The organism is Actinocrispum wychmicini, from assembly GCF_004345645.1.
GTDB classification, from domain to species: Bacteria; Actinomycetota; Actinomycetes; order Mycobacteriales; family Pseudonocardiaceae; genus Kibdelosporangium; species Kibdelosporangium wychmicini.
In genome coordinates this window covers 80,432-105,628 of the sequence record NZ_SLWS01000015.1, presented here as the reverse complement: position 1 = coordinate 105,628, position 25,197 = coordinate 80,432, and the positions used below count along the sequence as shown (strand labels likewise).

The 25,197-nt window shown below is 68.5% G+C and carries 17 protein-coding genes; 10 read left to right on the top strand and 7 right to left on the bottom strand.

All coding sequences use genetic code 11. The annotated features are described in order from the left end of the window. Window positions 1-24: 24 nt before the first annotated feature. Together EV192_RS46780 and EV192_RS46775 are read left to right on the top strand one after the other, a co-directional pair. Window positions 25-369: a DUF485 domain-containing protein gene (locus EV192_RS46780; protein ID WP_132125236.1), complete on the top strand. Its 345-nt coding sequence runs from the start codon at window positions 25-27 to the stop codon at window positions 367-369. Beyond that, a complete protein-coding gene (locus EV192_RS46775; RefSeq protein ID WP_132125235.1) occupies window positions 366-1,958 on the top strand; it encodes a solute symporter family protein in 1,593 nt (530 codons plus the stop codon). The genes EV192_RS46780 and EV192_RS46775 overlap by 4 nt, the downstream gene beginning before the upstream one ends. A 57-nt stretch (window positions 1,959-2,015) precedes the next feature. Here EV192_RS46775 and EV192_RS46770 read toward each other — a convergent pair whose 3' ends face one another. Next, window positions 2,016-2,864 carry a sigma-70 family RNA polymerase sigma factor gene (locus EV192_RS46770; RefSeq protein ID WP_132125234.1) on the bottom strand — a complete coding sequence of 283 codons (849 nt, stop codon included), beginning with the start codon at window positions 2,862-2,864 and terminating at the stop codon, window positions 2,016-2,018. 84 nt (window positions 2,865-2,948) lie between these two features. Here EV192_RS46770 and EV192_RS46765 point away from each other — a divergent pair, with 84 nt between their 5' ends. Next, window positions 2,949-3,398: a carboxymuconolactone decarboxylase family protein gene (locus tag EV192_RS46765; RefSeq protein WP_132125233.1), complete on the top strand. Its 450-nt coding sequence runs from the start codon at window positions 2,949-2,951 to the stop codon at window positions 3,396-3,398. A gap of 4 nt (window positions 3,399-3,402) precedes the next feature. On the opposite strand, the gene EV192_RS46760 is transcribed toward EV192_RS46765, so the two are convergent. Further along, window positions 3,403-4,245, bottom strand: coding sequence for a LysR family transcriptional regulator (locus EV192_RS46760; RefSeq protein ID WP_132125232.1), 843 nt, complete (start codon window positions 4,243-4,245; stop codon window positions 3,403-3,405). Window positions 4,246-4,315: 70 nt separating this feature from the next. Here EV192_RS46760 and EV192_RS46755 point away from each other — a divergent pair, with 70 nt between their 5' ends. Next, a complete protein-coding gene (locus EV192_RS46755; protein WP_207926813.1) occupies window positions 4,316-5,275 on the top strand; it encodes a nitrilase family protein in 960 nt (319 codons plus the stop codon). Between the two features lie 7 nt (window positions 5,276-5,282). Here the strand turns inward: EV192_RS46755 and EV192_RS46750 are convergent, their stop codons facing one another. Next, the gene (locus EV192_RS46750; protein ID WP_132125230.1) at window positions 5,283-6,002 is read right to left on the bottom strand and encodes a hypothetical protein; all 720 of its coding nucleotides are present in this window, start codon (window positions 6,000-6,002) and stop codon (window positions 5,283-5,285) included. Window positions 6,003-6,318: 316 nt separating this feature from the next. Here EV192_RS46750 and EV192_RS46745 point away from each other — a divergent pair, with 316 nt between their 5' ends. Beyond that, on the top strand, window positions 6,319-6,996 hold the full coding sequence (locus EV192_RS46745; protein WP_243727516.1) for an ABC transporter ATP-binding protein: 678 nt from the start codon (window positions 6,319-6,321) through the stop codon (window positions 6,994-6,996). Continuing rightward, entirely contained in the window at window positions 6,993-9,215 is a 2,223-nt protein-coding gene (locus tag EV192_RS46740; protein WP_132125229.1) for an FtsX-like permease family protein, read from the top strand. The genes EV192_RS46745 and EV192_RS46740 overlap by 4 nt, the downstream gene beginning before the upstream one ends. A gap of 142 nt (window positions 9,216-9,357) precedes the next feature. Here the strand turns inward: EV192_RS46740 and EV192_RS46735 are convergent, their stop codons facing one another. Then, window positions 9,358-12,108 carry an AfsR/SARP family transcriptional regulator gene (locus EV192_RS46735; protein ID WP_132125228.1) on the bottom strand — a complete coding sequence of 917 codons (2,751 nt, stop codon included), beginning with the start codon at window positions 12,106-12,108 and terminating at the stop codon, window positions 9,358-9,360. A 235-nt stretch (window positions 12,109-12,343) separates the two neighbouring features. Here EV192_RS46735 and EV192_RS46730 point away from each other — a divergent pair, with 235 nt between their 5' ends. Further along, complete coding sequence (locus EV192_RS46730) at window positions 12,344-15,292, top strand: DEAD/DEAH box helicase (RefSeq protein ID WP_132125227.1); 2,949 nt, start codon at window positions 12,344-12,346, stop codon at window positions 15,290-15,292. Further along, window positions 15,292-16,074: an SWIM zinc finger family protein gene (locus EV192_RS46725; RefSeq protein ID WP_132125226.1), complete on the top strand. Its 783-nt coding sequence runs from the start codon at window positions 15,292-15,294 to the stop codon at window positions 16,072-16,074. The genes EV192_RS46730 and EV192_RS46725 overlap by 1 nt, the downstream gene beginning before the upstream one ends. Window positions 16,075-16,095: 21 nt before the next feature. On the opposite strand, the gene EV192_RS46720 is transcribed toward EV192_RS46725, so the two are convergent. From EV192_RS46720 to EV192_RS46710, 3 genes are all read right to left on the bottom strand, one after another. Next, window positions 16,096-19,890 carry an NACHT domain-containing protein gene (locus EV192_RS46720; protein WP_132125225.1) on the bottom strand — a complete coding sequence of 1,265 codons (3,795 nt, stop codon included), beginning with the start codon at window positions 19,888-19,890 and terminating at the stop codon, window positions 16,096-16,098. A 63-nt stretch (window positions 19,891-19,953) separates the two neighbouring features. Continuing rightward, window positions 19,954-20,787 (bottom strand): ADP-ribosylglycohydrolase family protein, encoded by an 834-nt coding sequence (locus EV192_RS46715; RefSeq protein WP_132125224.1) that lies wholly within the window; start codon window positions 20,785-20,787, stop codon window positions 19,954-19,956. Continuing rightward, window positions 20,777-21,244 carry a peroxiredoxin gene (locus EV192_RS46710; RefSeq protein WP_132125223.1) on the bottom strand — a complete coding sequence of 156 codons (468 nt, stop codon included), beginning with the start codon at window positions 21,242-21,244 and terminating at the stop codon, window positions 20,777-20,779. Before EV192_RS46710 ends, EV192_RS46715 begins: the two co-directional genes overlap by 11 nt. Before the next feature lie 28 nt (window positions 21,245-21,272). On the opposite strand from EV192_RS46710, the gene EV192_RS46705 reads away from it, so the two are divergent. Next, window positions 21,273-21,893: a hypothetical protein gene (locus EV192_RS46705; protein ID WP_132125222.1), complete on the top strand. Its 621-nt coding sequence runs from the start codon at window positions 21,273-21,275 to the stop codon at window positions 21,891-21,893. Window positions 21,894-21,973: 80 nt separating this feature from the next. Then, entirely contained in the window at window positions 21,974-25,195 is a 3,222-nt protein-coding gene (gene icmF / locus EV192_RS46700; RefSeq protein WP_132125221.1) for a fused isobutyryl-CoA mutase/GTPase IcmF, read from the top strand. Window positions 25,196-25,197: the final 2 nt, after the last annotated feature.

Below are 25,197 nucleotides of genomic sequence, written 5' to 3'. Positions count from 1 at the left end.
ACACACCCGCCACTGGGAGGTTGCGTGAGTACCGTCTCGCCTGAAACCAGGCCACCGGACGCCGAGGACTGGCTCGCCGTCCAGGCCAGTCCCGACTTCGCCGAGCTGCGGCGCAGGCTGCGGCGGTTCGTGTTCCCGATGGCCGGTCTGTTCCTGGTCTGGTACCTGGTGTACGTGCTGCTCGCGGACTACGCGCACGGCTTCATGTCCACCAAGGTGGTCGGCAACATCAACGTCGCCCTGATCTTCGGCCTGCTGCAGTTCGTCTCCACGTTCGTGATCACCGGCCTGTACGTGCGGTACGCCAACCGAAGGATCGACCCGCAGGCCGAGAAGATCCGCGAGCAGATCGAGGGAGCCAGCGAATGACCCTCGCCGAAGGGGTCTCCGGGTCCAACCCCACCCTCAACATCTCGATCTTCGGGGCGTTCGTGGTGATCACGCTTTTCGTGGTCTTCCGGGCGTCCCGCAACCAAAGGACGGCCGCGGACTACTACGCGGCCGGTCGCGCGTTCACCGGCGCGCAGAACGGGATCGCGATCTCGGGCGACTATCTGTCCGCGGCGTCGTTTCTCGGGATCGCCGGCCTGATCGCGTTGAACGGCTACGACGGTTTCCTGTACTCGATCGGGTTCCTGGTGGCCTGGCTGGTGGCGTTGTTGCTGGTCGCGGAGCTGCTGCGGAACACAGGCAAGTACACGATGGGTGATGTGCTGGCGTTCCGGATGCGGCAACGCCCAGTGCGTGCGGCGGCGGCCACTTCCACTTTGGTCGTCAGCCTGTTCTACCTGCTCGCGCAGATGGCCGGCGCCGGCGGCCTGATCTCGTTGCTGCTGGGTATCGACGGCAACGTCGGCCAGGCCGTGGTGATCTCGGTGGTCGGCGTGATCATGATCCTGTACGTGCTCATCGGCGGGATGAAGGGCACCACGTGGGTGCAGATCATCAAGGCGGCGTTGCTGATCGTCGGCGCGGCCGCGATGACGTTGTGGGTGCTCGGCAAGTACGGCCTCAACCTGTCGACACTGCTCGGTGACGCCGCCAAGAACGTCTCGGGCGCGTTGGACCCCGGCAAGCAGTACGGCAAGACCGGGATCACGCAGCTCGACTTCGTGTCCCTGGCGCTCGCCCTGGTCCTGGGCACGGCCGGCCTGCCGCACGTGCTGATGCGGTTCTACACCGTGCCGTCGGCCAAGGAGGCGCGCAAGTCGGTGGTCTGGGCCATCTGGCTGATCGGCATCTTCTACCTGTTCACCCTGGTTCTCGGCTACGGCGCCGGCGCGATCGTCGGTCCGAAGGCGATCAACGCCGCGCCCGGCAAGGGCAACTCGGCCGCGCCGCTGCTGGCCCAGGCGCTGGGCGGTCCGGTGCTGCTGGGGTTGATCGCGGCCGTGGCGTTCGCGACGATCCTCGCGGTCGTCGCCGGCTTGACGATCACCGCGTCCGCCTCCTTCGCACACGACGTCTACGCCAACGTCATCAAGAAAGGCGAGGCGTCCCCGGAGAAGGAGGTCAGGGTCGCCCGGATCACCGCGGTAGTGATCGGTGCCGCGGCGATCGTCGGCGGCATCGTCGCCAACGGCCAGAACGTGGCGTTCCTCGTGGCTTTGGCGTTCGCGATCGCCGCGTCGGCGAACCTGCCGACAATCCTGTACTCGCTGTTCTGGAAGCGGTTCAACACGCAGGGCGCGCTGTGGAGCATCTACGGCGGCCTCGGGGTCTGCCTGGTGCTGATCATCTTCTCGCCCGCGGTGTCCGGGCCGGCCACCGCGATGTTCCCGGGTGGTCACATGGACTGGTTCCCGTTGACCAACCCTGGTCTGGTGTCGATTCCGGTGTCGTTCCTCCTCGGCTGGATCGGGACCATGGTTTCCGGGGAACGCAACGACGCCAAGTACGCCGAGATGGAGGTGCGCGCCCTCACCGGAGCGGGCGCGGAGAAGGCGGTCGTGCACTGACCGAGGGCTGGAGGAAGCAACGGGGCCACTCGACGTTGGGGCGAGTGGCCCCGTTGTCTACTGTGGATCAGGCAGGTCCATCGACCGCAGCTTGGCCGGGTCGGTGACCACCGTGACCCGGACGATCCGGCCGTCGACGACGGTGAACGCGATGATCGACACCGGAGTTCCGTCCGGACGCCAGGAGACGTACCCGGGCAGGCCGTCGACGAGCACGGCCCGGAACTGAACACCCTCGCCGCCGGACATCCGGGCGCCGGTCGCGACCTTCGTGGCGCCGAGGATGACGACCATGCCGTCCGGGGTGTCGACGGTCAGCTTCACGTCCGGGTCGAGCAGGCGCAGCAGTTCCTCGAAATCACCACCGAGCGCGGCCGCGCGGAACGCCTCGATCACCTGCCGCTGCTCCTGCCGGGCGATCGTCAGCCGCTCGGGCGTCCGCACCTTTCGGCGGGCGCGGCTGGCGAGCATCTTGGCGGCGTCGGTGGACCTGCCGACGATCCGGCCGATCTCGTCGAACGGCACCAGGAACAGGTCGTGCAGCACGAACGCCAGCCGCTCGCTCGGCTGCAGCGACCTGAGGATGGCGGCGAGCGCGAGGCCCACCGAGTCGGCGAGCGCCACTTGGTCGTCCGGCGTGGGGCCGTCGTCGACCGTCACGACGAGATCGTCGTAAGGCGCCTCGGGATGGGTGTGGCGGGACCGCAGGACGTCGAGGCAGATCCGGCCGACCACTGTGGTCAGCCAGCCGGGCAGGTTGTCGATGGTCGCGGTGTCCTGGCGGGCGAGCCGCAGCCACGCCTCCTGGACCACGTCCTCGGCGTCGGCGTGCGAACCGAGCATGCGGTGGCCGATCGCGAGCAGCCGGTCGCGCTGGGCCTCGAACGTCTCGGCCACCTGATCCATGGTTGTTACCTTCCTCGGAGTCGCTTCGTCATGGGTGATGACGGTCCCGGAGGGACACAGGTAACCGATGAAGGAGCTTGATCCATGGAAGCACGCCTGAAGAGCACGGTGAGCCCGGACGTGATGAACGCGGTCCAGTTGCTCCACAAGACGGTTCAGGCCGGTGGCGTCGACCCGCTCCTGCTCGAACTGGTCCACTTGCGAGCGAGTCAGATCAACGGGTGCAGCCCGTGTGCGTTCGCTGGGGTCGCGTCGGCCAAGAAGCAGGGCGAGACGGAGGAGCGGCTGCACAGCGTCGTCACGTGGCGCGAGACGCCGTTCTTCACCGAGCCGGAGCGGGCGGCCCTCGCGCTGGCCGAGGCCGCCACCCGGATCCAGGACGGGTCGACCGGGGTGACCGACGAGATCTGGGACGCGGCCGCCGCGCACTTCGACGAGAAGCAGCTGTCCGCGATCGTCCTCCACATCGCGATGACCAACTTCTTCAACCGGATCAACCACGCGATCCGGGAGCAGGCCGGCCGGACTTGGTGAGCCGTCACCGCACGTGCGCCAGGAAGGTGTCGACCAGCGCGGTGTGCTGAGTCGGATGCCACGCTACGCCCACGTCCCACGCGGCGGCGGGGTCGTCTATCGGGGTCAACGTGACGGCTGCCGGGGCGATGCCCGCCGCCGTGGCGGGAACGAGCGCCGGGCCGGTGCCGGCGGCCACGAGGGCCAGCACGGTTTGCAGGTCGTGTGTCTCGTGCAGGGTGCCCGGCTGGATCTGCCATGCCGCGCACAGCTGGTCGATTTGCGCGGTCAGCCCGGGGCCTTTCGTCCGGGCCAGCCGCACCAGTCGCTGGTCGCCGAGCCAGCCGGCGACGTCGGCCGGCACCGGACCGGTGTTGGCCACCACGAGCCGGTCGCGGCGGAGCACACGCTGATTGAGATCACCCGCGGGCAGGCGCACGAACCCGACGTGCAGCTGCCCGGCACGGATCCGTTCGACCTGCACGGCTGACGGCAGGTCCTCCAGGCTGATCTCGACGTCCGGACGGACCCGCCGAAACGCCGCGACCGCCCGAGGCGCGATGTCGATCGTCGACAACCCGAAGCCGAGCGTGAGCCGACCGGCTTCACCTCGTGCCAGCCGGTGGGCCCGGCGCGTGAACTCGTCGGCGTCCGCGACGAGCTCACGCGCCTGAGGCACCAGGACGGTGCCGAACTCGGTGAGCTCGGCGCCGTGACGGCCACGGGTGAACAACGTCCCGCCGAGTTCCCGTTCCAGCGCCTGGATCTGTTTGGTCAGCGCGGGTTGGGTGATCGCCAGGCGCTGCGCGGCCCGGCCGAAGCCGTGCAGATCTGCCACGGCGACGAAAGCACGCAACCGAGTATCCATTCCTTCAGATTATGATATGCGCACAAAGATTCATTGGACGCATGGAACGCCGGCAGGCTGGGATGGACAGGTGCTGAAGATCGCAACTGTGCAGTTCGAACACCGCGCCGACGACAAGCCGTACAACCTGGGCCGGGTGGCGCATTTCGCTGATGCGGCCGCGGCTGCCGGCGCTCGGCTCGTGGTGTGCCCGGAGATGTGCCTGACCGGCTACTGGCACGTGCGTCGGCGGAGCGTCGACGAGTTGCACGCGCTGGCGGAACCGGCGGACGGGCCGTCGGTGAACGCGGTCCGTGCGCTCGCCGAACGGCACGGTATCGGCGTGGGCGCCGGGTTCCTGGAGGCCGCCGACGGACGGCTGTTCAACTCCTACGCCGTATGCCTGCCGGACGGGACCGTGCACGTCCACAGGAAGCTGCACGCCTTCGAACACGAGGCGATCAGCAGCGGCGACGGCTACACGGTGTTCGACACCCCGTGGGGTGTTCGGATGGCGGTCCTGATCTGCTGGGACAACAATCTGGTCGAGAACGTCCGCGCGTGCGCCCTGGCCGGCGCGACCGTGCTGATCGCGCCCCACCAGACCGGCGGGACGGCTTCGCGCAGCCCGCACGGCATGCGGCCGATCCCGATGGCGTTGTGGGAGAACCGGCATGCCGACCCGGCGGCGATCGAGCGTGAGTTCCGTGGGCCGAACGGCCGCGAGTGGCTGATGCGCTGGCTGCCGGCGCGCGCCCACGACAACGGCATGTTCTTGGTGTTCAGCAACGGCGTCGGGCGCGACGACGACGAAGTGCGTACGGGCAACGCGATGGTTCTTGACCCGTACGGCCGGATCCTGGCCGAGACCTGGGCCGCGACGGACGAGATGGTTGTCGCCGAGATGGACCTCGGGCTGGTGCCGATGTCCACCGGCCGGCGCTGGCTGGCCGGTCGTCGGCCGGAGCTGTACGGGATCCTGACACAGTCGTCGGGCACCGAGCGCGACCCGCGCACAGCCCGGTTCTCCACCGAGCCCGTGGACTCCTGACCGCCGGTCACGGCGGCGGGGGCATCCGCGCCCGGAGTTCACCGGGGCCCGCGTTGGTGACGACCACCAGGAAGGCGGCGTCGAAGTAGTTCAGCCGCAGCTCGCGGTGCGACTCGCCCAGACGGTCGCGCAGCCGCTGCAGATCGTCGATGAGTTGTTGCAGCTCAGCGCTGGTGGGTGCGGGGAACTCCCGGAGCCCTTCGCCCAGCCACTGCAGGGTGGCCACCATCGCCGGCAGGTGGGTGCCCGGATCGGCTTCGGTCAGGCCACGCATGATCTCCGTCGACTCCAGGAACTTCGGCATCGCGTTGCCGGGGCGGCCGAGCTCGATCTGGGTGATCGCGTAGATCCCCAGGCTCAGCGCGTACCCCTCAAGGTGCCGGTCCGGGTCGGCCTCGGCCAGCTCCCGGCGGACCAGGAACGACTCCTCGGCCAGCGGCTCCGCCTGGTCCACCTGGCCGTTCATGATCATGAAGTGGGCGACGTTGTAGGCGGCCATCGCCAGGCCCGCGCGCGCCCGCCAGTCGGCGGCCGGCCCGGCCCGGACGACGGCCCGGAAGAGGTTGTGGGCTTCCAGGAGGGCGGCTCCGCCGTCGGCCGGCTCCCGGGCGTGCATCAGCGCCGACCCGAGGTTGACGAGTGCGCCGGCGAGTTCGACCGTGTACGTGTCCGGGTCGTCGGCGGCGTGCCGGCGGAGCCGGTTCACCAACGACTGGAGCTCTGCCACCCTGTTCTCCACAATTGGACTCCTCGGTCGCCGGGCTGTCCGCCGACCCTATCCGACGGGCGCCGCCAGCTGGACGTTCAGCCGCCGGTCGACACCTTCTTGCGCTGATCGGCCGGCCTGAGGCCGTTGCCCACCCGCACCGGACCCCGCACGCCAGCAGACTGTCCACAGTGGAAAGATCGCCGGCCCCCGATGGCCGAGTGGCCGATGCGGCCTCGGTCATCCGGCCGATGCGGGACCGGCCTGCCGGCCGAAGCGTCCACATAGGCGTAACCGGCAGTCTCCTCTCCGGCATCAAACACCGGAGGAGGAACAGGTGACAGAGCCGATTCTGGCCGGTCGCGGCGTGGTGAAGCGTTACGGCGAAGTGGTCGCGCTGGCCGGGGTGGACATCTCGATCAGGCCGGGCGAGGTGATCGCCATCGTGGGGCCGTCGGGTTCGGGGAAGTCCACGTTGCTGCACGTGTTGGCCGGCATCCTGCCGGCCGACGACGGCGAGGTCTTTCTCGGTACGCAGGCGATCACGCGGCTGACCGAGACCGAGCGCAGCAAACTGCGCCGTACGGCGTTCGGCTTCGTGTTCCAGTCCGGGATGTTGGTGGCCGAGCTGACCGCGGAGGAGAACGTGGCACTGCCGTTGCTGCTGGCAGGCGCCCCACGGGAGAAGGGCATCGCGGCGGCGAGGGAGTGGCTCGTCCGGCTGGGTCTCGGGGGTCTGGCCGGCCGACGCCCCGGTGAGGTGTCGGGCGGCCAGTTGCAGCGGATGGCGATCGCACGGGCGCTGGCTCACCGCCCGCGGGTGATCTTCGCCGACGAGCCGACTGGCGCGCTCGACACCCGTACCGGTGAGGAGACGATCACCGCGCTGCTGACCGTGGCCCAGGAGACGAACGCGGCCGTGGTCATCGTGACGCACGACGAGTCCGTCGCGCGCCGCGCGCAGCGCGTGATCGAAATGCGGGATGGCCGGATTGCCGTGCGGGCGGCGGTATGAACCCCGTCCAGCTCGCGTGGCGGGTGTTGCGGGGCGACGCCCGCAGCCGGGTGTCCGCGCTGTTCACAGCCATCGGTGTCGCGGTCGGGGTGACACTGGTGCTGTGGCTGGCCGCGGTCCCCGGCGCCCTGCAGCAGCGCGCCGACCGGCAAGGCTGGCAGGAGGGCAACTTCGTCCAGGAGGAGGGCAGCGGGGCCGTACTGGTCAACATGACCAGGGACAACGTCGGCGCGCAACGGATCGAACGGTTCGACGTGGCCGCGCTGCGGCCGGACGTGCCGCTGGCGGCGGGCATCCCCAAGGTGCCGGGTCCGGGTGAGGTGATCCTGTCGCCCGCGCTGGCCAAGCTGGCCGCGAGCCTGCCGGCCGACCAGCTCGCGGACCGGTTCAAGGGCACGGTCGTCGCCCAGTTCGGCGACGCCGCGCTGACGTACCCGGACGAGCTGGTCGCGATGGTCGGCCACGACAAGGCCGAGCTGCCGAACGGCATGGAATGGAGCGGCTTCACCGGCGCCGGCCGCGGGTACATCAACAAGCTGCTGGTGATCCTCAGCCAGATCGGCCTGGTCGTGCTGATCGCGCCCTGCCTGGTCCTGGTGGCCTCGGCGGCCCGGCTCACGGCCGCGCGCCGGGAACGCCGGCTGGCCGCGCTGCGGCTGGCGGGCGCCACACCGCAGCAGGTGGTGTCGATGACCGCGGCCGAGACGGCGATCGCGTCCGTGGTCGGCGCCGTGCTCGGGGTGGGGCTGAGCTTCCCGCTGCGGTGGCTGGTCGCGAAGATCCCGTGGGACGGCGGCACGTGGTTCCCGTCGGACTGGACACCCACCCCGCTGATGATCGTGGCCGTGCTCGTCGTGGCGCCCCTGCTGGTGGTCGGGGCCGCCGTGCTGGGGCTGCGGCGCGCGGTCCGCACGCCGCTGGGCGCGGCGCAGCAGCAGACCAGGCGGCAACCCAACACCGCTCGGCTGCTGTGGCTGGGCGGCGCGGCGGTGGCGTTCATCATCGCGATCCAGCTCGCCAGGGACAGCCGTGGCGACAGCGGGATGACGTTCGTCCTGCTCGGCCTCGGCGCGGTCGCGGTGTCGCTCATCTTCGTGGGGCCGCTGGTCACGTCGTTGCTCGGCAAGGTGTTCGTGACCAGGTGGCGGTCGCCGTCCACGCTGCTGGCCGGGCGCCGGCTGCGCGACGACCCGAAGGCGGCGTTCCGCGCGTCGGCCGGCGTGGTGCTCGCGGTGTTCGCCGGGTCCTTGGCGTTGGCGATGTTCCCCAGCGTCGAGAGCCAGATCGGGCACAGCACCGGGCAGTGGCGCGACGGCGTGTACGTGGCGTCGAGCAGCGCGACCACCGAACAGCAGCTCGCTGACCTGCGCTCGGACCTGCAACGCCGGAACATCCAGGCGCCGGTCGTGCCGATCGTCGACGGCGCGGTCGGCACAGGTGACAAGAACAGGCAGTCCGCCATGGTGATCAGCTGCACGGACGCCGCCAAGGTGCTCGGCGGGAAGTTCCCGGCGTGCCGTCCTGGACCGGCGATCTACGTGCCGCGGTCCACCGCGCTCGACCCGACCAGGCTGAAGTTCTCCGCGAACCAGCGGCACGCCACGGACGTCCCGCTGCCCCCGGGGATCTCGGTCCGTGAGTACGAACCGTCCGGCCGCTCGTACGGCGTGTTGATCGACCCGGGCGTGTTGCCGCAGGTCACAGGCGCTACGACAGTCGCGGTGGTCGCCACGCCGAAGGACCAGGAGGTGGTGCACACGCTGCTGGTCCGCAACCTGCCGGGTGTTTCCCTCTACAGCAACGAACGGTATGACGCGCGCGCGGACACGTTGTCCGGCGACCTGCGCCGGGCGACGCTGATCGGCCTGAGCATCGCGACGGTTCTCGGCGGGGTGAGCGCGGGCGTCGCGGCCGCCGGGTCCGTGGTGGACAGGCGACGTACGTTCGGCGCGCTGATCGCGGCCGGCACACCGGTGAAGGTGCTGACCAAGGCTCTGCGGCGGGAAGCGATGCTGCCCGCGCTGATCGCCACGGTCGGCGCCGGCGTGGCCGGGGTGCTCGTCGGGTCCGGGCTGCTCACCCTGGTCGCCGGACGGCTACAGCTCAGCGTGTGGATCGTCACACCGATCGTGCTGGGCCTGGTGGTCGCGTTGATCGCCGCCGCGGCCTGCGGGCCGGTGCTGCGCAAGGTCACCGCCCGGGACTACTCGGACGAGTAGCGGCAACGCGTGGGCCGGCGGCACCCCTAGTAACAAGCCGCCGGACCACGCGGTGCGACGCCACTACGCGAGCCGGACACGGTTCGGCTCGCGTGACAAAGCAAGGTTATGAAACGTTTGTATAGCGCCGCGTACATCGGATCTACAGCCGGGCCGACAGCAGCTCCTCCAGCACCGGGTCACGCCGGGTCGACGGGGCTTTGAGCAGCTCGTACGCCCGTTGCCGGTCGACCGCCGCCCGCCAGGTGTCGCCCAACGCGGACCGGGCCCGCGCGAGTTGCCGGGCCGCGGCCGCCTGGCCGTAGTCCTCGCTCAGCTCCGCGGCCAGTTCGTCGGCACGCTCCGCGTCGGCCAGCGCGGCCTGTGCGTTGCCCTGCCGCAGCCAGATCTCCGAGCGGCTCAGCAGCGCCTCCCACTCGTCGTCCCGGTTGCCCACCTCACGGCAGCAGTACAACGCCTCGTCGAGCGTGCGCAGGGCCTCCGCGCGGGCGTCGAGCAGGCAGTACGCGCGGCCGAGCGCGACGAGGGTGATGCTCTCGCCGAGCGTGTCGCGCACCCGGCGGCGGTCGGCCAGGCATTCCTGGAAACACACCACGGCCTCGGTGTGCTTGCCCTGGCGCAGCAGAACCTCGCCGAGGTTGTGCCGGGCCGACTTGATGTGCGGCGAACCCAGCTTGCCGAGCAGCTGCAGGCTCTCGGTGAGGTAGTCGTGGGCGACCGACAGGTCGTTGGTCCACATGTGCAGCCAGCCGAGATTGTGCCGGGCGAGCCCCTCGCCCTCCTCGTCGCCGAGCTGACGCCACAGGTGCAGGGCGCGCAGCATGCCCGCGCGGGCGGAGTCGATCCGGCCGGCCCGCCAGTCGATCGTCCCGGACACCGCCAGGATCCGGGCCTCGCCGCGGATGTCGTGGTCGCGGCGGGCCACCGTGAGCGCGAGCCGGGCCAGGTCACCCAGTTCACGCCAGTGCCCGCGTTTGGCGGCCAGGGACCGGATGATCTGCACGAGGTCGATGACGAACCGCGCGATCGCCGGCTCCCGCGCGGCGGCCTGCCCGGCGACGGCGACCAGGCACGGCAGCTCGGTGTCGAACTCCGTGCCGTCGCCCTTGCGGCACATGTCGAGATACCAGTCCAGGGCCCGCTGCAACGCCCCGACCCGCTCGGTGATCGGGTCGGCCGCGGCGGCCAGTTCGGCCGCGTACAGCCGGAGCAGGTCGTGGGTGCGGAACCGACCGGCGCCGACCGGGTCGAGCAGGCGGACCTCCACCAGGCGGTCCATCGCGTACTCCGCGTTCACCTCGTCGACGTCCAGCAGCACCGAGACCAGCTCGATCCCGACCTCCGGCACCCCGAGCACACCCAGCAGCCGGAACGCCCGCATCGCCACCGTGTCCGTGCCCAGCGACTCGTAGCCGATCGCGAAGCACGCGCGGATCCCCAGGTCGGCGACGCGCAGTTCGTCCAGCCTGCGCCGACTGTCCCGCAGCCGCGCGCCGAACAGCGACAACGTCCAGTCCGGCCGGCCGGCGAGCCGCGCGCCCGCGATCCGCAGCGCGAGCGGGTGGTGGCCGCACCACCGGCTGATCTCGGTGGCCGCGTCCGCCTCCTGGGCCACCCGGTCGTCCCCGGCGAGCAACGCCAGCAGCCGCACCGAGTCCGGCTCGGTGAACACGTCAACCCGGACGTGCCGGGCGTCCACAGTGGTCAGTGCGATCCGGCTGGTGATCAGGACCGCGCAGCCCCGGTTGGCCGGCACCAGCGGGATCACCTGGCTGGCGTCGGCCGCGTTGTCCAGTACCAGCAACACCTTCCGGTCGGCGAGCAGCGACTGGTACCGCGCGGCCGCCTCGGCGTGGTCCACGTCCAGGTCCTCCGGCCGCACACCCAACGCCCGCAGGAACCGTCCGACCACCTCGGCCGGGTCGAGCGGCCGCAGCCCGGGACTGGATCCCTGCAGGTCCACGTACAGCTGGCCGTCCGGGTACCGGTCGGCCACGGCGTGCGCGACCTTGAGCGCGAGCGTCGACTTGCCGACCCCACCCGGCCCGTGGAACGCCACCACACCACCGGCGCCGGCGATCGCCAGCTCCTCGGCGCGGCCGACGAACACCCCTGGCTCGGGCGGCAGCTGCCGGGGTTTGGGCGCCGCGGCCGGCAACCGACCCATCAGCAGCGGGTCGCGGCGCAGGATCTGCTGGTGCAGCCGGCTCAGCTCAGGCCCAGGATCGATGCCCAGCTCGTTGGCGAGCGTGTCGCGCGCCTCGGTGAACGCGGTCAGCGCACCCGGCACGTCACCCGACCGGTACAACGCCAGCATCAACTGTCCGTGCAGCCGTTCCCGCAACGGATACCGCGTGATCCAGCGGCGCAGGTCCGCGCTGACCTCCGCGTGCCGTCCGCTGGCCAGCTCCACCTCCACGTGGTCCACGATGGTGCCCAGGTGCAGCTCGGTCAGCCGGGCCACGGCCGCCCGCAGCGTCGGCCCGGTCGGGACGTCCTCGGCGGCCGTGCCCCGCCACAGCGCCAGCGCCGCCCGCAAGGCCGCGCTGGCCGACTCCATGTCCGACTGGGCCAGTGCGAACCGGCCCTCGGCCACCAGCCCCTCGAAGATCGACAGGTCCAGGTCGTCCTCGGCGATGTGCAGCGAGTACCCGGCCCGGGTGGTGGCCAGCCGGCAGTCCGGCGGCAGCAGGCGCCGCAGCTGCATGACGTAACTGCGCAGGTTCGGGGCGGCCGAGCGGGGCGGGTCGTCGCCCCACACCTCCTGGATCAGGGCGCTCACCGGGACGACGTGGCCGGCGTGCACGAGCAGCATCGCCAGGACCGTCCGCTGCTTGTCCGCGGCGATCCCGGCGTGCAGAACCTCGAGCGGTCCCAGCAGCCGGAACCTCACGAACCCGCCTTTGACCAGCCGAACGTGCGCACTCGCGAAGTCTGTCGACGCGACGACAGCGGGTCAAGCCACGGCCAACGAATGTGTCCCGTGGCTGCCGGGCAGGAGCACCACCTCCTCGCCGCCGAACCTGCCCACCGAGTCGTGCGTGCGGACTCCGGCGCGGATCGCGTCTGCCGGGGAGGTGGCTGGCGTGGTTGGCGGAACTGTCGGTGGGGGTGGATATGGTCTTCGCATGCTCGTCGTGCACTCTGTCTGGTCATCCGACGGGCGGGTGCGCGTGTGGGCGGAGGACGCCACGCTGCCCGCCACGGTCGGCGGTTCCGGGCGTCCGCCCAAGCGGCCCCGGCCGCACCCGTTCAGCGCGTCAACGGTGACGCTGCGGAAGATCGTCAGCGCGGGCGCGGAGGGCGAACTGGGGCTGCTGCTGCCGTCGAGTGCTCGCGGGCCGTTCGCGGCGCCCGAACTTGTGCGGCCTGAGGCGGGCAAGGTCACCGCGCCACGGCTGCTGCCGTGGACGGTGTCCACTATGGACTTGACGCCGGCGGAGGCGGTCCCGGCGTTGGCGGACGGGGTGGCCGAGACTGTCGGTGGGTCGTGGCGGTGGTTGGCGGCGGTGGCGCGGTTCGGCACGTCTCTGGTGGACCGCGGGCAGGTCCTGCCGGGGCTGGTCGGGGCCGAAGCGCGGTGGATGCCGCAGGTCGTGGGAGCGGACGCGGACCATTCGGCGGCGTTGCTCAGGGCGATGCCCGCGGTGGTCCGCGCGGAGTTGCCGGAGGGGCGCGCCAAAGCCGAGGTATACGACGAGGTGCTGCTGGCGTTGACGGACGCGGTCGCGCGCGGACGGGTCGGGCCGTACGATGGCGGTGGGTGGTTGCGGGCGCTCACCGTTGAGGACGCGCACGTCGATGGGGATCTCACGGCTCTGGAAGGCGCGTTGCGGGCGTGGCACGAGTCGGCGGCGCCACCCGTTGGTCCACTTAGGACGTGTTTCCGGCTGGTGCTGCCCGAGGACGAGGACCCGGACTGGCGCGTCGAGTTCTCGTTGCAGGCCACCGAGGACCCGAGCCTGGCCGTGTCCGCGGGTGACGTCTGGCGGGGGAGCGGTTCGGCGAAACTACTGGCGAGACACGCGGAACATCCAGCGGAGGTGCTGCTCGCCGGGCTGGGGCGGGCCAGCCGGGTGTACCCGGAGCTGGACGCGGCGCTGCGGGTGACGGCGCCGGACTCGTTGCGCACGGATCCCGAAGGGGCGTACCGGTTTCTGCGGCAGTCGGCGAACGCGTTGACGTTGGCCGGGTTCGGTGTCCAGCTGCCGGCGGCGTTGCAGCGCGGCACGTCGTTGGGGCTCAAGCTCAAGGCCGGTTCGGCGACCGAACCGGGCGCGGGCGCGGTGGTCAGCGGCGGCATGGGCCTCGACCAGATCCTCAGCTACCGCTGGGAGCTGGCGGTCGGGGACAGTGAGCTGACGGCCGACGAGATCAAGGAACTGGCCGCGGCGAAGGCCCCGCTCGTGCGGCTGCGCGGCCAGTGGGTCGAGTTGGACAACGCGCGGCTGCGTCGGGCCCTGGAGTTCCTCGAACAGAACGGCGAAGGGGAGATGACCGCGCGGGACGTCCTGCAGGCGGACTCCGCGCTGGCCGCGATCGGCCTGGACATCCCGGTGACCGACGTGGTCGCCGACGGCTGGCTCGGCGACGTGCTCACCGGGAAGATGGCCGAACGGCTCACTCCGGTGTCCACACCGGACGGTTTCGGCGCCACCCTGCGGCCCTACCAGGAGCGAGGGCTGGCGTGGCTGAGCTTCCTGTCCAGGCTGGGGCTGGGCGCGTGCCTGGCCGACGACATGGGCCTGGGCAAGACGGTCCAGCTGCTCGCGTTGATCGCGGCCGAGGGTTCGCGGCCGAACCTGCTGGTGTGCCCGATGTCCGTGGTCGGCAACTGGCAGCGTGAGGCGGCCCGGTTCACGCCGTCGCTGCGGGTGTACGTGCATCACGGCGCCGGCCGGGTCGCGGGGGAGGAGCTCGCCGACGCCGTGTCCGAGGCGGACCTGGTGATCACGACGTACGGCGTGGTCGCCCGGGAGCCGGCCGCACTGGCCGACCTGGGCTGGCACCGGGTGGTCCTGGACGAGGCACAGAACATCAAGAACTCGGCGTCCAAGCAGGCCAGGGCGGTCCGGTCGGTGCCGGCCGCGCACCGGGTCGCACTGACCGGGACGCCGGTGGAGAACCGGCTGGCCGAGCTGTGGTCGGTGATGGAGTTCGCCAACCCGGGCCTGCTCGGCCCGGCGAGCGCGTTCCGGACGAAGTTCGCCGTCCCGATCGAGCGCGACAAGGACCCGGCGGTCACCGCGGCGCTGCGCCGGCGCACCCAGCCGTTCGTGCTGCGCCGGGTGAAGACCGACAAGGCCATCATCTCGGACCTGCCGGACAAGATCGAGATGAAGGAGGTCTGCCAGCTGACCGCCGAGCAGGGCTCGCTGTACCAGGCGGTGGTCACCGACATGATGGACCGGATCGCCGCCAGCGAGGGGATGGAGCGCCGCGGCCTCGTGCTGGCCACGTTGTCCAGACTGAAGCAGGTCTGCAACCACCCGGCCCACCTGCTGAAAGACGGTTCCCGGATGCCGGGCCGGTCCGGCAAGCTGGCCCGCCTTGAGGAGATCCTGGAGGTCGCGCTGTCCGAAGGGGACAGAGCGCTGTGCTTCACCCAGTTCGCCGAGTTCGGCGAGATGCTCCGCGCCCACCTCACCGCCCGGTTCGAACGGCCGGTGCTGTTCCTGCACGGCGGCGTGACCAAGTCGCAGCGGGACGCGATGGTGGAACGCTTCCAGTCCGACGACGGGCCACCCATCTTCGTGCTGTCCCTGAAAGCCGGCGGTGTGGGCCTGAACCTCACGGCCGCGAGCCACGTCGTACACGTGGACCGCTGGTGGAACCCGGCAGTGGAAGACCAGGCAACGGACCGCGCGTTCCGCATCGGCCAACGCCGTAACGTGCAGGTGCGCAAGTTCGTCTGCGCGGGCACGGTCGAGGACCGGATCGACGAGATGATCGAACGCAAGAAGGCATTGGCCGAGCTGGTGGTCGGCACGGGCGAGGACTGGCTGACCGAGCTGTCCACGGACGCGCTGCGCGAGATGTTCGAGCTGTCCCCGAACGCGGTGGGGGAGGCGGCCTGATGCCCTGGTGGGAGGACTATCCGTCGTCCGGGCCGATCAAGGTCGAAGGCGGCATCAAAGCCCGCAGCACCCGCGGCCGGATCGCGAACAAGTGGTGGTCCCAGCGTTTCATCGCGGTGCTGGAGCAACTGCAGCTCGGCGGCCGGATGACCCGCGGCAAGAACTACGCCCGCTCCGGCCAGGTGCTGTCCCTGGACATCTCAGCCGGAAAAGTGATCGCCCAGGTCCAGGGCTCCCGCCCCAAAACCTACGCGGTAAAGCTGATCTGCCGCCCCCTCACCGACAACCAGTGGGACCAGGTCACCGACCAACTCGCCAGCCAGGCCCTCTACGCGGCCAAGCTCCTGTCGGGCGAGATGCCCCCGGAAATCGAGGAGATCTTCGCCGCCCTGGACATCCCCCTCTTCCCAGCGGCAGCCCGAGACCTCCCCATGCACTGCAGCTGCCCAGACTGGGCAGTGCCGTGCAAACACGTGGCAGCCGTCTGCTTCCTGCTGGCCGAACGCTTCGACGAAGACCCCTTCCTGATCTTCGAATGGCGCGGCCGATCAAAGAAAGACATCCTGACCAAGCTCCGCGGCACCCGAGCCGAAGCCCCCACCGGCCCCCGCCTCGAAGACGACCTGGACACCTACTTCACCGCCGGCCCCCTCCCATCCGACCCCGAACCAGACGAAACCGAGTCAGTACTCCTGCGCGTGGCCGCACCCAACATCCAGGTCGGCGGAAAACCCCTGCTGGAGGTGCTGACCCCGCTGTATCACCAGTTCCAGGCAGGGTGACCGGTCGCGGCAGCGACTTTGTCAGTCCGTTCTCTCCCGTAGGACCTGCAGGCTTTTCATCGCGGACACCGACAGTTCGTCCCCGAAGGCGGAAGCCAGTTCCTCAGCACGTTTCTTCATCTCGGAGACCGGGGCTTCGATGTGATTCAACCATTCGGTCGGTGATGTCGCCACAAGTCTGACGTACTCCTCGACCGCGGGCCGAAACTCAGATGGGCTGGCTTCGCCGACGGCCCACGACGCCAGCCCCCGCAGACTGATCGGTTCATTGTCATGGGCTGTCCGCGCTGTCCATGCGGCGGGATGACAGAGTATCGTCAGGATGGTCGCTGAACCGAAGGCTCGCATCAATCGGATACCCTCCTTGAGGGCAAATGTTTCGACCGTGGCTCTGATCCAGTCGACGAGATCGCGCTGTGTGGACAGCTCGAGCAAAGTCAGGATTGTCGAACGTGGACGGCGGCCGATCGCCCATACGTCCGCTAAGCGTCCCAGCAGGGTGGTCATGTCGTCGATCTCGTATCCAGACGCGATGAGTTCGTAGCGCACGTCTGTTGGAATCGTTGACTTCTCATCATCGGTAAGCCTCTGGATCAAGGTGATCAAGAGGTTGGCGAATTGCGGCCGCTCCCCGCTGCTATTGGAACCCGGCCGTCGCAGGTGCTGCTCCCGGTCTCGGGCTGTCATGTTCGCGGTCAGAATTGGACGAGCCATCAACATGTGCTTGAGAAGTTCGAAATCCCTGTCCCAAGTGACTCTGACGGAAACCGCGTCACTATTCCAAATTCGCTCAGCAAGTTCTGCATTTGTGTGTGCAAGGAAGTTGAGTTCCAAGGCGCTTGTGTGGTCCGGCCGCCGTTGATGGGGTGACCTCATAGTGGTCAACAAGTCGCTGCTCGCTGTTGGCCCGAGCGTGCTGGCCCACGAAGGCCACAGACGGGGTTGTCCGTGCTCGGCTATGTCTCTGAGTAGCGCACGAGCTCGGATCTCGTGTCGGAATTTTGTTCCGTGGATACTCGGAAGAGCAGCAAGGTCCTGGAGCGACGGCGATGACATTGGATCGACGTCCTGAAGGGCCCAACCGCTCAACGCGGTCAATTGATCATCACCGATCGCCTTGCCTAGTGCGTACAGGCCGCCCAGATAGCTTGTGTTCGACACCGTGAACGTGTCACACGCCGCCAGTCGGACACCGTCGTCATTCACGTGCGCAATCAGGATAGTGGCTACGCCCGCCAGCCAGTCACGCCCGAGGCCCGCGCGCCACAGATCCAGGAGGTTGGTCCACGGCTTGGGAAACGCCTCTGACCGTAGGCGGTCGATGTCCACCTGGAACGGTCCGCCGATCACGCACCGGAGCAACACGAGGTTCAGGGTGTACGTGGCCAGGTTGGTCAACGCGGCAGCACGTGGGAATGGGGTGTCGCCGGCCAGGAGCATCGTCGGCAGTTCAGCGTCCGACAGAATCCGTTTGAGTTGGCTGTACAGCAGCACTTCCAGGGCTGCCGTGAAGTTCGGCACCGAGTCGAGCAGCCGGTGCGCGCTCCACTCTCGCAACATGTGCAGCACGACTGGGCGGCTGAACAACGGTGTCACCATCAAGGTGGCGAACCATGTGTTTGGCAGGCCGTCCCGGCTGTTCAGCAGCTGGTGCAACGCGCCCGCGAGAGCTGGTTCCTTCTGCATGAGCGCGATCGGCTCTGTTTGGTCCAGCGCTGTGGCGATCAGCCACTCCGCCGTCAGGAACTCGCCGAACGTGTTGTGCAGGAACTCGTATGCCGCCGGGGTGTTGGCCGTCTCGCTCCGCAGTTGGGAGCGCGACTCGTGGACGAAGAAGAAGCTGCCCAGCAACAGTTCCGCTTGACTGAGCGGGACGCCCACAACGGGCTTGGACTCTTGCGGCGCGCCGAAGTACTCGATGTCCCGTTGGAGATCGTCCTTGGCGATGTGCAGGGCGCGTCGGTTGAACATGCCGATCGCCGCGACGCTCAGCCGTTTGAGATCGTCAAGCACGCACGATTCCTGGTCCTTTGTGGACAGAACGCGGAACTCCTCGTCCTTCATTCGTTCGCGCGTGATGAACCGGATCAACAGGTTGTGGTACAGGACTGTCTGTTTGAGGTTCCGGTCTTCGGACAGTTTGTTCTTGTCGGAGTCGTAGAGCGCGAGCATGAGCAACAGCAGGGGCTGACCCACCAGGTGCTGTATCTCGCCGTCTTGGGGAAGCGTGAACGGCCTGACACCGTTTGCTTGGAAGTACGGCTGGTTCGCGTCGTTCCAGATGCGGACCCACTTCTCCTGCCTTTCGGCGTCGAAGTCCGCCAGCCGGACGATCGTCGTCCCGACCGGAACGTCGGCCTTGTCGATCAGGGTCACCCGGCTGGTGACGATCACCCGGACCGGTCGTCCCTGGATCTGCTCGCGGCGCTGGAACCCGGCCACCTGCCTCAGATAGTTGCCGAACACCTTGCCGCTGGCCTGCAACAGCTCGTCGTATCCGTCCAGGAGTACAAGCGGCGGACGGTCACAGCGGGCGGACAACTCGGCCCAGTTGACGTCGCGGCCGGTGGCGTCGCGGATCTGCTCTTCGATCTGGTCCTGGATGTCCGAGTCGGGATTGATGTCCCGCAGCTTCACTCGCACCGGGTGGTACTCGGCGGACGCCAGCCGCGCGGCCAGGATCTCGGTCAGCAACGACTTTCCCGAGCCTGGCTGACCCAGGACGATCAGGGGCAGGTCGAGGCTGTACGGACTGGCCAGGTAGGACAACAGGTACGCGCCGATGTCGTGCCGGGTCGGCACGCTCTCCCACAGGCTCTCGTCTTCCAGTTGCTGGCCTTTGTGGTAGCTCAGGGCGCGGAACGCCTGGGGGACGAATATCTCGGACTTCTTCGGATACCGCAGGTCAACGCCGTCGTTGCTGGTGTAGGAGTCGTCGATGACCGGCTGGTCGATTTCCGCGCGGTAGTACCGACCAAGTCCGTTTAGCACTTCGTCCAAGCTGTCCTGGGTCACTCGGGTAAGGGCGGCTCCCAGCGAGGCGAGACCGATGTCCACGTTCTCGTTGTCCTGCTGCGCGGACAGCAACTCCAACACGACGCGCACATCCGCCGCCACCTGATCGACCTTCTGGTGGGTGACACCGTGACCGCGCTGGTTCGCCCAGGCCTGGAACTCGGGAAACGTCACGGACAAGGCCAGATACTGTCCCTTGAACAGCTTCTTGGCCAACTCGGGCAGCTCCTTGGTACTTGCCACCAGATGGTCACGACGAACGTCATCACCCTCTTCCCACACCGACAACTGGCTGATGAGGCTCGCCAGCCGTACGGCCATTTCGACGTAGATCGGTGCCAACTGATCCGCGGTCTCCTCGACCGAGACGTTGGCGCGCGGTAGATCGATCTGTTGCTGGAGGAGCGTAGGGGTGCCGTCTGGTCGCAGAGTGCTGCCCGCGATGAGCACCCGATCGCTTGGTTCGAGGCTTTTCAGGATGTCGGGCATGGCACGAGCAGCAGCCTCGAAGAACGCGGTGTAACAACTGAGGCAGTACACCGCGAGCACAAGGTCATGTCGGGTCAGCTTGTCGTCCGGTGTCCGGCCGGACACCTTGCGGACCAGGAACCTCCCGGCTTTCACCAGCTCGTTCTTCACGCCGAACAACCCGAACACCGATGCGGCAGGAATGCCGAGCGCTGCGGGACCGAGCACCATCAGTGCGCCGGACATCGCGTCGAGCGCGCTCAGCACCTCGCCGTCCGACTCGCCTGTCTTGAGCATCTTGCACAGCTCGTCGAACGTCAGATTCGTCTTCAAGCGAAACAGCTTTCTCGTCGATGCCGCTCTGGTTCAAGGGCATCGACGACAATTCGTATTTCGTTACGGCGTGATTCGCTTTTCCAGTTCGAGCAGGTAGTCGCGGCCGTAGGGGCCGTTCTCCAGGTCGTTGTCCAGCACGGCGGGCAGGTCCTGGGTGATCTCCGCGGACTGGGACGCGGCTGCCAGGGCGATGGTGGCGACCGTGTCCACGTCACCCGTGAACGCCACAGAAGTCCGCAGGATCTCACTGAGCGAAGTGCTCGACGCCAACGCGGTCAACGCCGCCCGCACGCTCATCCAGCCCTTCGACCCCACCTTTCCGTGCCACGGCGAGGCCCAGCGGGACGTGCCCAGTTGCCGGTCCACCCACGCGCCGACCTCAGCCACCGGTCCTTCGGCGAAACGGCAGTAATGGACGGCCAGCGCGGCGGCCTGCGCGGCCTCAATGCCGTCCGGGGTGTTGTGGGTGACTCGGGCTTGGACGTCCGCGTAGTGCAGTACGTCGGCCACGGTGGGCAGCACGCCGAGGGGGCCGGCGCGCATGGCGGAGCCGCTCTTGTCGCTGTCCGGGCGGATCCGGTGCAGGAACTCCTCGCCACTGCTGACATCGCACAGGAACAGGTAGAACGCGCTGGCGTACCCCTGCCGTCGGTCCCGCTGGAAGACCTCCACGAACTTGTCCGCCAACGCCGCCGCAGTCCATGGCGTGCCGGCCGCGAGGAGTTCCGCGATGGCGAGCGTCATCTGGGTGTCGTCGGTGTACGCGCCCGGAGCGATGTTGTGCGTCGGGTGCTGGACGTAGCCAGTCAGCGCGTTGTGGGCGGCGACGAAGTCGGCGGGGGCGTACTCGAAGCCGGCACCGTAGGCGTCGCCGATCGCTAACTCAACCAGCATCAGCTGCCTTGTGGTTCCGCACGGCTTCGAGGGCCTTGTCCGCGTGGACGTCCATCCGGAGTTCGCTCTTGATGGTCTCGATGACCTTCCGGTCCGTGCCGATCACGAAGGTCTTGCGCTTGGTCAGCAGCGGGCCGAACTTGCGGCGCACGTCGAACTGCTTGGCCACTTCGCCGTCGGCGTCCGACAGCAGCGGGAACCCGAGGCTGTAGGTGGACGAGAACTCCTGCTGCTTGTCCACCTTGTCCGGGCTGATACCGACCCGGACCGCGCCCGCGTCGGTGAACTCTTTGGCCAGGTCACGGAAGTGGCAGCTCTCCGCGGTGCAGCCCTTGGTCATCGCGGCCGGGTAGAAGAACAGCACCACCGGGCCGTCCGCCAGGAAGTCGGAGAGCTTTCGGAGGGTGCCGGTCTCGTCCGGCAGTTCGAAGTCCGGGGCGGTGTCACCGATCTCCATCGTGATCTCCTCAAGGATAATTTCCGCCGTGACCGCTGACGTAAATAGTGCCCCTACCGCCCCCGGAGCGGGACACCGGCTGGCCAAGGTCGTCACCGAGGTGTTGTCACCAGCGGTGATCGTGGTGCTGCTGCCGTTCGCGGTCGCATGGAACGCCACCGGGCACGCGCTGGTCAGGACCGTCGTGTGGGCGTTGGTGGTGGCTGTGTTCTACAGCGTGCTGCCGATGGTGTTCATCGTGCGGGGCGCGCGGCGCGGCCAGTGGGACGGGCATTGGGTGCGTGAACGTGAGCGCCGGTTCGTGCCGTTGATGATGTGCCTGTTGTCGGCCCTGGTCGGTCTGGTGATCCTGCTCGCGTGGGACGCGCCGCGTGATGTCGTCGCGCTCGCGTGGTCCATGGTGACCGTGCTCGTCGCGTGTGTCGTCATCACGCGGTGGTGGAAGGTGTCGCTGCACGCGACGGTCGCGGGCGGCGCCGTCGCGACCGTCATCCTGATCTACGGCTGGATCATGGCTGTGCTGATTCCGCTCGTCGCGCTGGTCGCCTGGGCCCGGGTGAAGGTCCGGGACCACACCGCCGGGCAGGTCGTTGTTGGTGCTTTCCTGGGGCCGGTGGTGGGTGGCGTCGTGTTCGTCCTGCTGCGCTGATCAGCAGGTAGGGGCCGGTTTCGAGGAGACCGTGGCCACACTGGGTTGCCTTGGAGATAGTAGGACGTCAAACTATTTTCATGACTACCCAGGCGCCTCTGCACCGGCCGGCGAACCCGGTCCGTTTCGTCACGGCGGCCAGCCTGTTCGACGGCCACGACGCCGCGATCAACATCATGCGGCGGATCCTGCAGGCCCAGGGCGCCGAGGTGATCCATCTCGGCCACAACCGCTCGGTCCGTGAGGTGGTCGCCGCGGCCATCCAGGAGGACGTGCAGGGGGTGGCGATCAGCGCCTACCAGGGCGGGCACGTCGAGTACTTCTCGTACCTGGTGGAGCTGCTGGCCGAGCGGGGCGCCGGGCACATCAAGGTGTACGGCGGCGGAGGCGGCGTGATCGTGCCCGCCGAGATCGAGCTGCTGCACTCCCGGGGGGTCGCGCACATCTTCTCGCCGGCCGACGGCCAGCGGATGGGCCTGGCCAGCATGATCAACTCGATGGTCGAGTCCTGTGACTACAGCCTGGCCGGGCACCCGCCGGCGAACTGGGACGGGTTGGCTGCGGGCAGTCAGGACGCGCTGGCCAGGGCGATCACGCAGATCGAGGCCGGCGTGTTCACCCAGGAGCTGAAGCCGACCCGGCAGGTCCCGGTGCTCGGCATCACCGGCACCGGCGGCTCGGGCAAGTCGTCGCTGACCGACGAGCTTGTCCGCAGGTTCCGGCAGGACCAGCAGGACAAGATCCGGGTCGCGGTCCTTGCCATCGACCCGACCCGGCGTCGCGGTGGCGGCGCGCTGCTTGGCGACCGGATCCGGATGAACAGCGTTGACGGGGACACGGTGTTCTTCCGTTCGCTCGCCACGCGCAGCGCCACTTCGGAGATCCCCGAGGGCCTGGCCGACATCATCAGCGCGTGCAAGGTCGCCGGATACGACCTGGTCATCGTCGAGACGCCCGGGATCGGCCAGGGCGACGCCGCGATCGTGCCGTTCGTCGACCGCTCGCTGTACGTGATGACGCCGGAGTTCGGCGCCGCGTCCCAGCTGGAGAAGATCGACATGCTGGACTTCGCGGACGTGGTGGCGATCAACAAGTTCGAGCGCCGCGGCGCCGAGGACGCCCGCCGGGACGTCGGCCGGCAGATGGTGCGCAACCGGGAGGCGTTCGGCAAGTCCTGGGAGGACATGCCGGTCTACGGCACGAGCGCCGCGACCTTCAACGACGACGGCGTCACCGCCCTCTACCAGCACCTGCGCGACTCGCTCGTGGAGAAGGGCCTGGTGGTCGGCGAAGGCACCCTGCCGCTGGTCGGCCACAAGACGTCCACATCGGCCGCCACGGTCGTGCCGACGTCGCGTGCCCGCTACCTCGCCGACATCGCCGACACCGTTCGCGGCTACCACACCAGGACGGCGGAGCAGGTCGCCGCGGTTCGCGAGCTGCGTCAGTTCGAGGCCACCCAGCGGGCGCTGGCGTCCGCCGATCTGTCCACAAAGGACGTCGACGGCCTGGTCGACACCGCTTCGTCCAAAGTGGACAAGAGGAGCGCGGAGCTGCTCGCGGACTGGCCGAGGACCAAGGACGACTACACCGGCGACGAGCTGGTCGTCCGCGTCCGGGACAAGGAGACACACACTCCGCTCGTCCGGGAGACGTTGTCCGGCAGCAAGATCCCGCGCGTGTCGCTGCCGAAGTATGACGACGACGGCGAAATCCTGCGTTTCCTGCGCAAGGAGAACCTGCCCGGCCGGTTCCCGTTCACCGCCGGCGTGTTCCCGTTCAAACGCGACGGCGAGGATCCGGCGCGGATGTTCGCCGGCGAAGGCGACGCGTTCCGCACCAACCGCCGCTTCAAGTACCTGTCCAGTGGCTCCGAGGCCACCCGCCTGTCGACCGCGTTCGACTCGGTGACCCTCTACGGCCGCGACCCGGACACCCCGCCGGACGTGTACGGCAAGATCGGCACGTCCGGGGTGTCCATCGCGACCCTGGACGACATGAAGGCGCTGTACGACGGCTTCGACCTGACGTCCCCGACCACCTCGGTGTCGATGACGATCAACGGTCCGGCGCCGACGATCCTCGCGTACTTCCTGAACACCGCCATCGACCAGCGGGTCGACGCGTTCCGCGCGGAGCACGGCCGCGAGCCCAATGAGGACGAACGAGCCGAGCTGGCCGCATGGGCGTTGGCGAACGTGCGCGGGACCGTCCAGGCCGACATCCTCAAAGAGGACCAGGGCCAGAACACGTGCATCTTCTCCACCGAGTTCTCGCTGCGGATGATGGCGGACGTCCAGGAGTGGTTCATCCAGCACAAGGTCCGCAACTTCTACTCGGTGTCGATCTCCGGCTACCACATCGCCGAGGCCGGCGCGAACCCGATCAGCCAGCTCGCCTTCACGCTGGCCAACGGCTTCACGTACGTGGAGTCCTACCTGGCGCGGGGCATGCGGATCGACGACTTCGCCCCGAACCTGTCGTTCTTCTTCTCCAACGGCATGGACGCCGAGTACAGCGTGATCGGCCGGGTCGCCCGCCGGATCTGGGCCGTGGCGATGCGCGAACGGTACGGCGCCAACGAACGGTCCCAGAAGTTCAAGTACCACGTGCAGACCTCCGGCCGGTCGTTGCACGCCCAGGAGATGAGCTTCAACGACATCCGCACTACCCTGCAGGCCCTGTGCGCGTTGTACGACAACTGCAACTCCTTGCACACCAACGCTTATGACGAGGCCGTCACCACACCGACCGAGGCGTCGGTGCGCCGGGCGATGGCCATCCAGCTGATCGTCAACAAGGAGTGGGGCCTGTCGAAGAACGAGAACCCGTTGCAGGGCTCGTTCGTCATCGACGAGCTGACCGACCTGGTCGAGGATGCGGTACTTCGCGAGTTCGACCGGCTGTCCGACCGCGGCGGCGTGCTCGGCGCCATGGAGACCGGCTACCAACGGGGCCGCATCCAGGACGAGTCGATGCTGTACGAGACCCGCAAGCACGACGGGTCGCTGCCGCTGATCGGCGTGAACACGTTCCTGCCGGACAAGCCGGAGGACGAGAACTTCGAGATCGAACTGGCCCGGGCCACCGAGGAGGAGAAGCGTTCCCAGGTCGAGCGGACCCGGGACTTCCAGGCCAAGCACCGCGACGACGCCCAGGAGGCGCTGAAGCGGCTGCGCGCAGCGGCTTCGTCCGGGGAGAACGTGTTCGCCGAGCTGATGGCGGCGGCCCGGGTGTGCACGCTGGGGCAGGTAACCGAGGCGTTCTTCGAAGTCGGCGGCCAGTACCGACGTAATGTATGAGG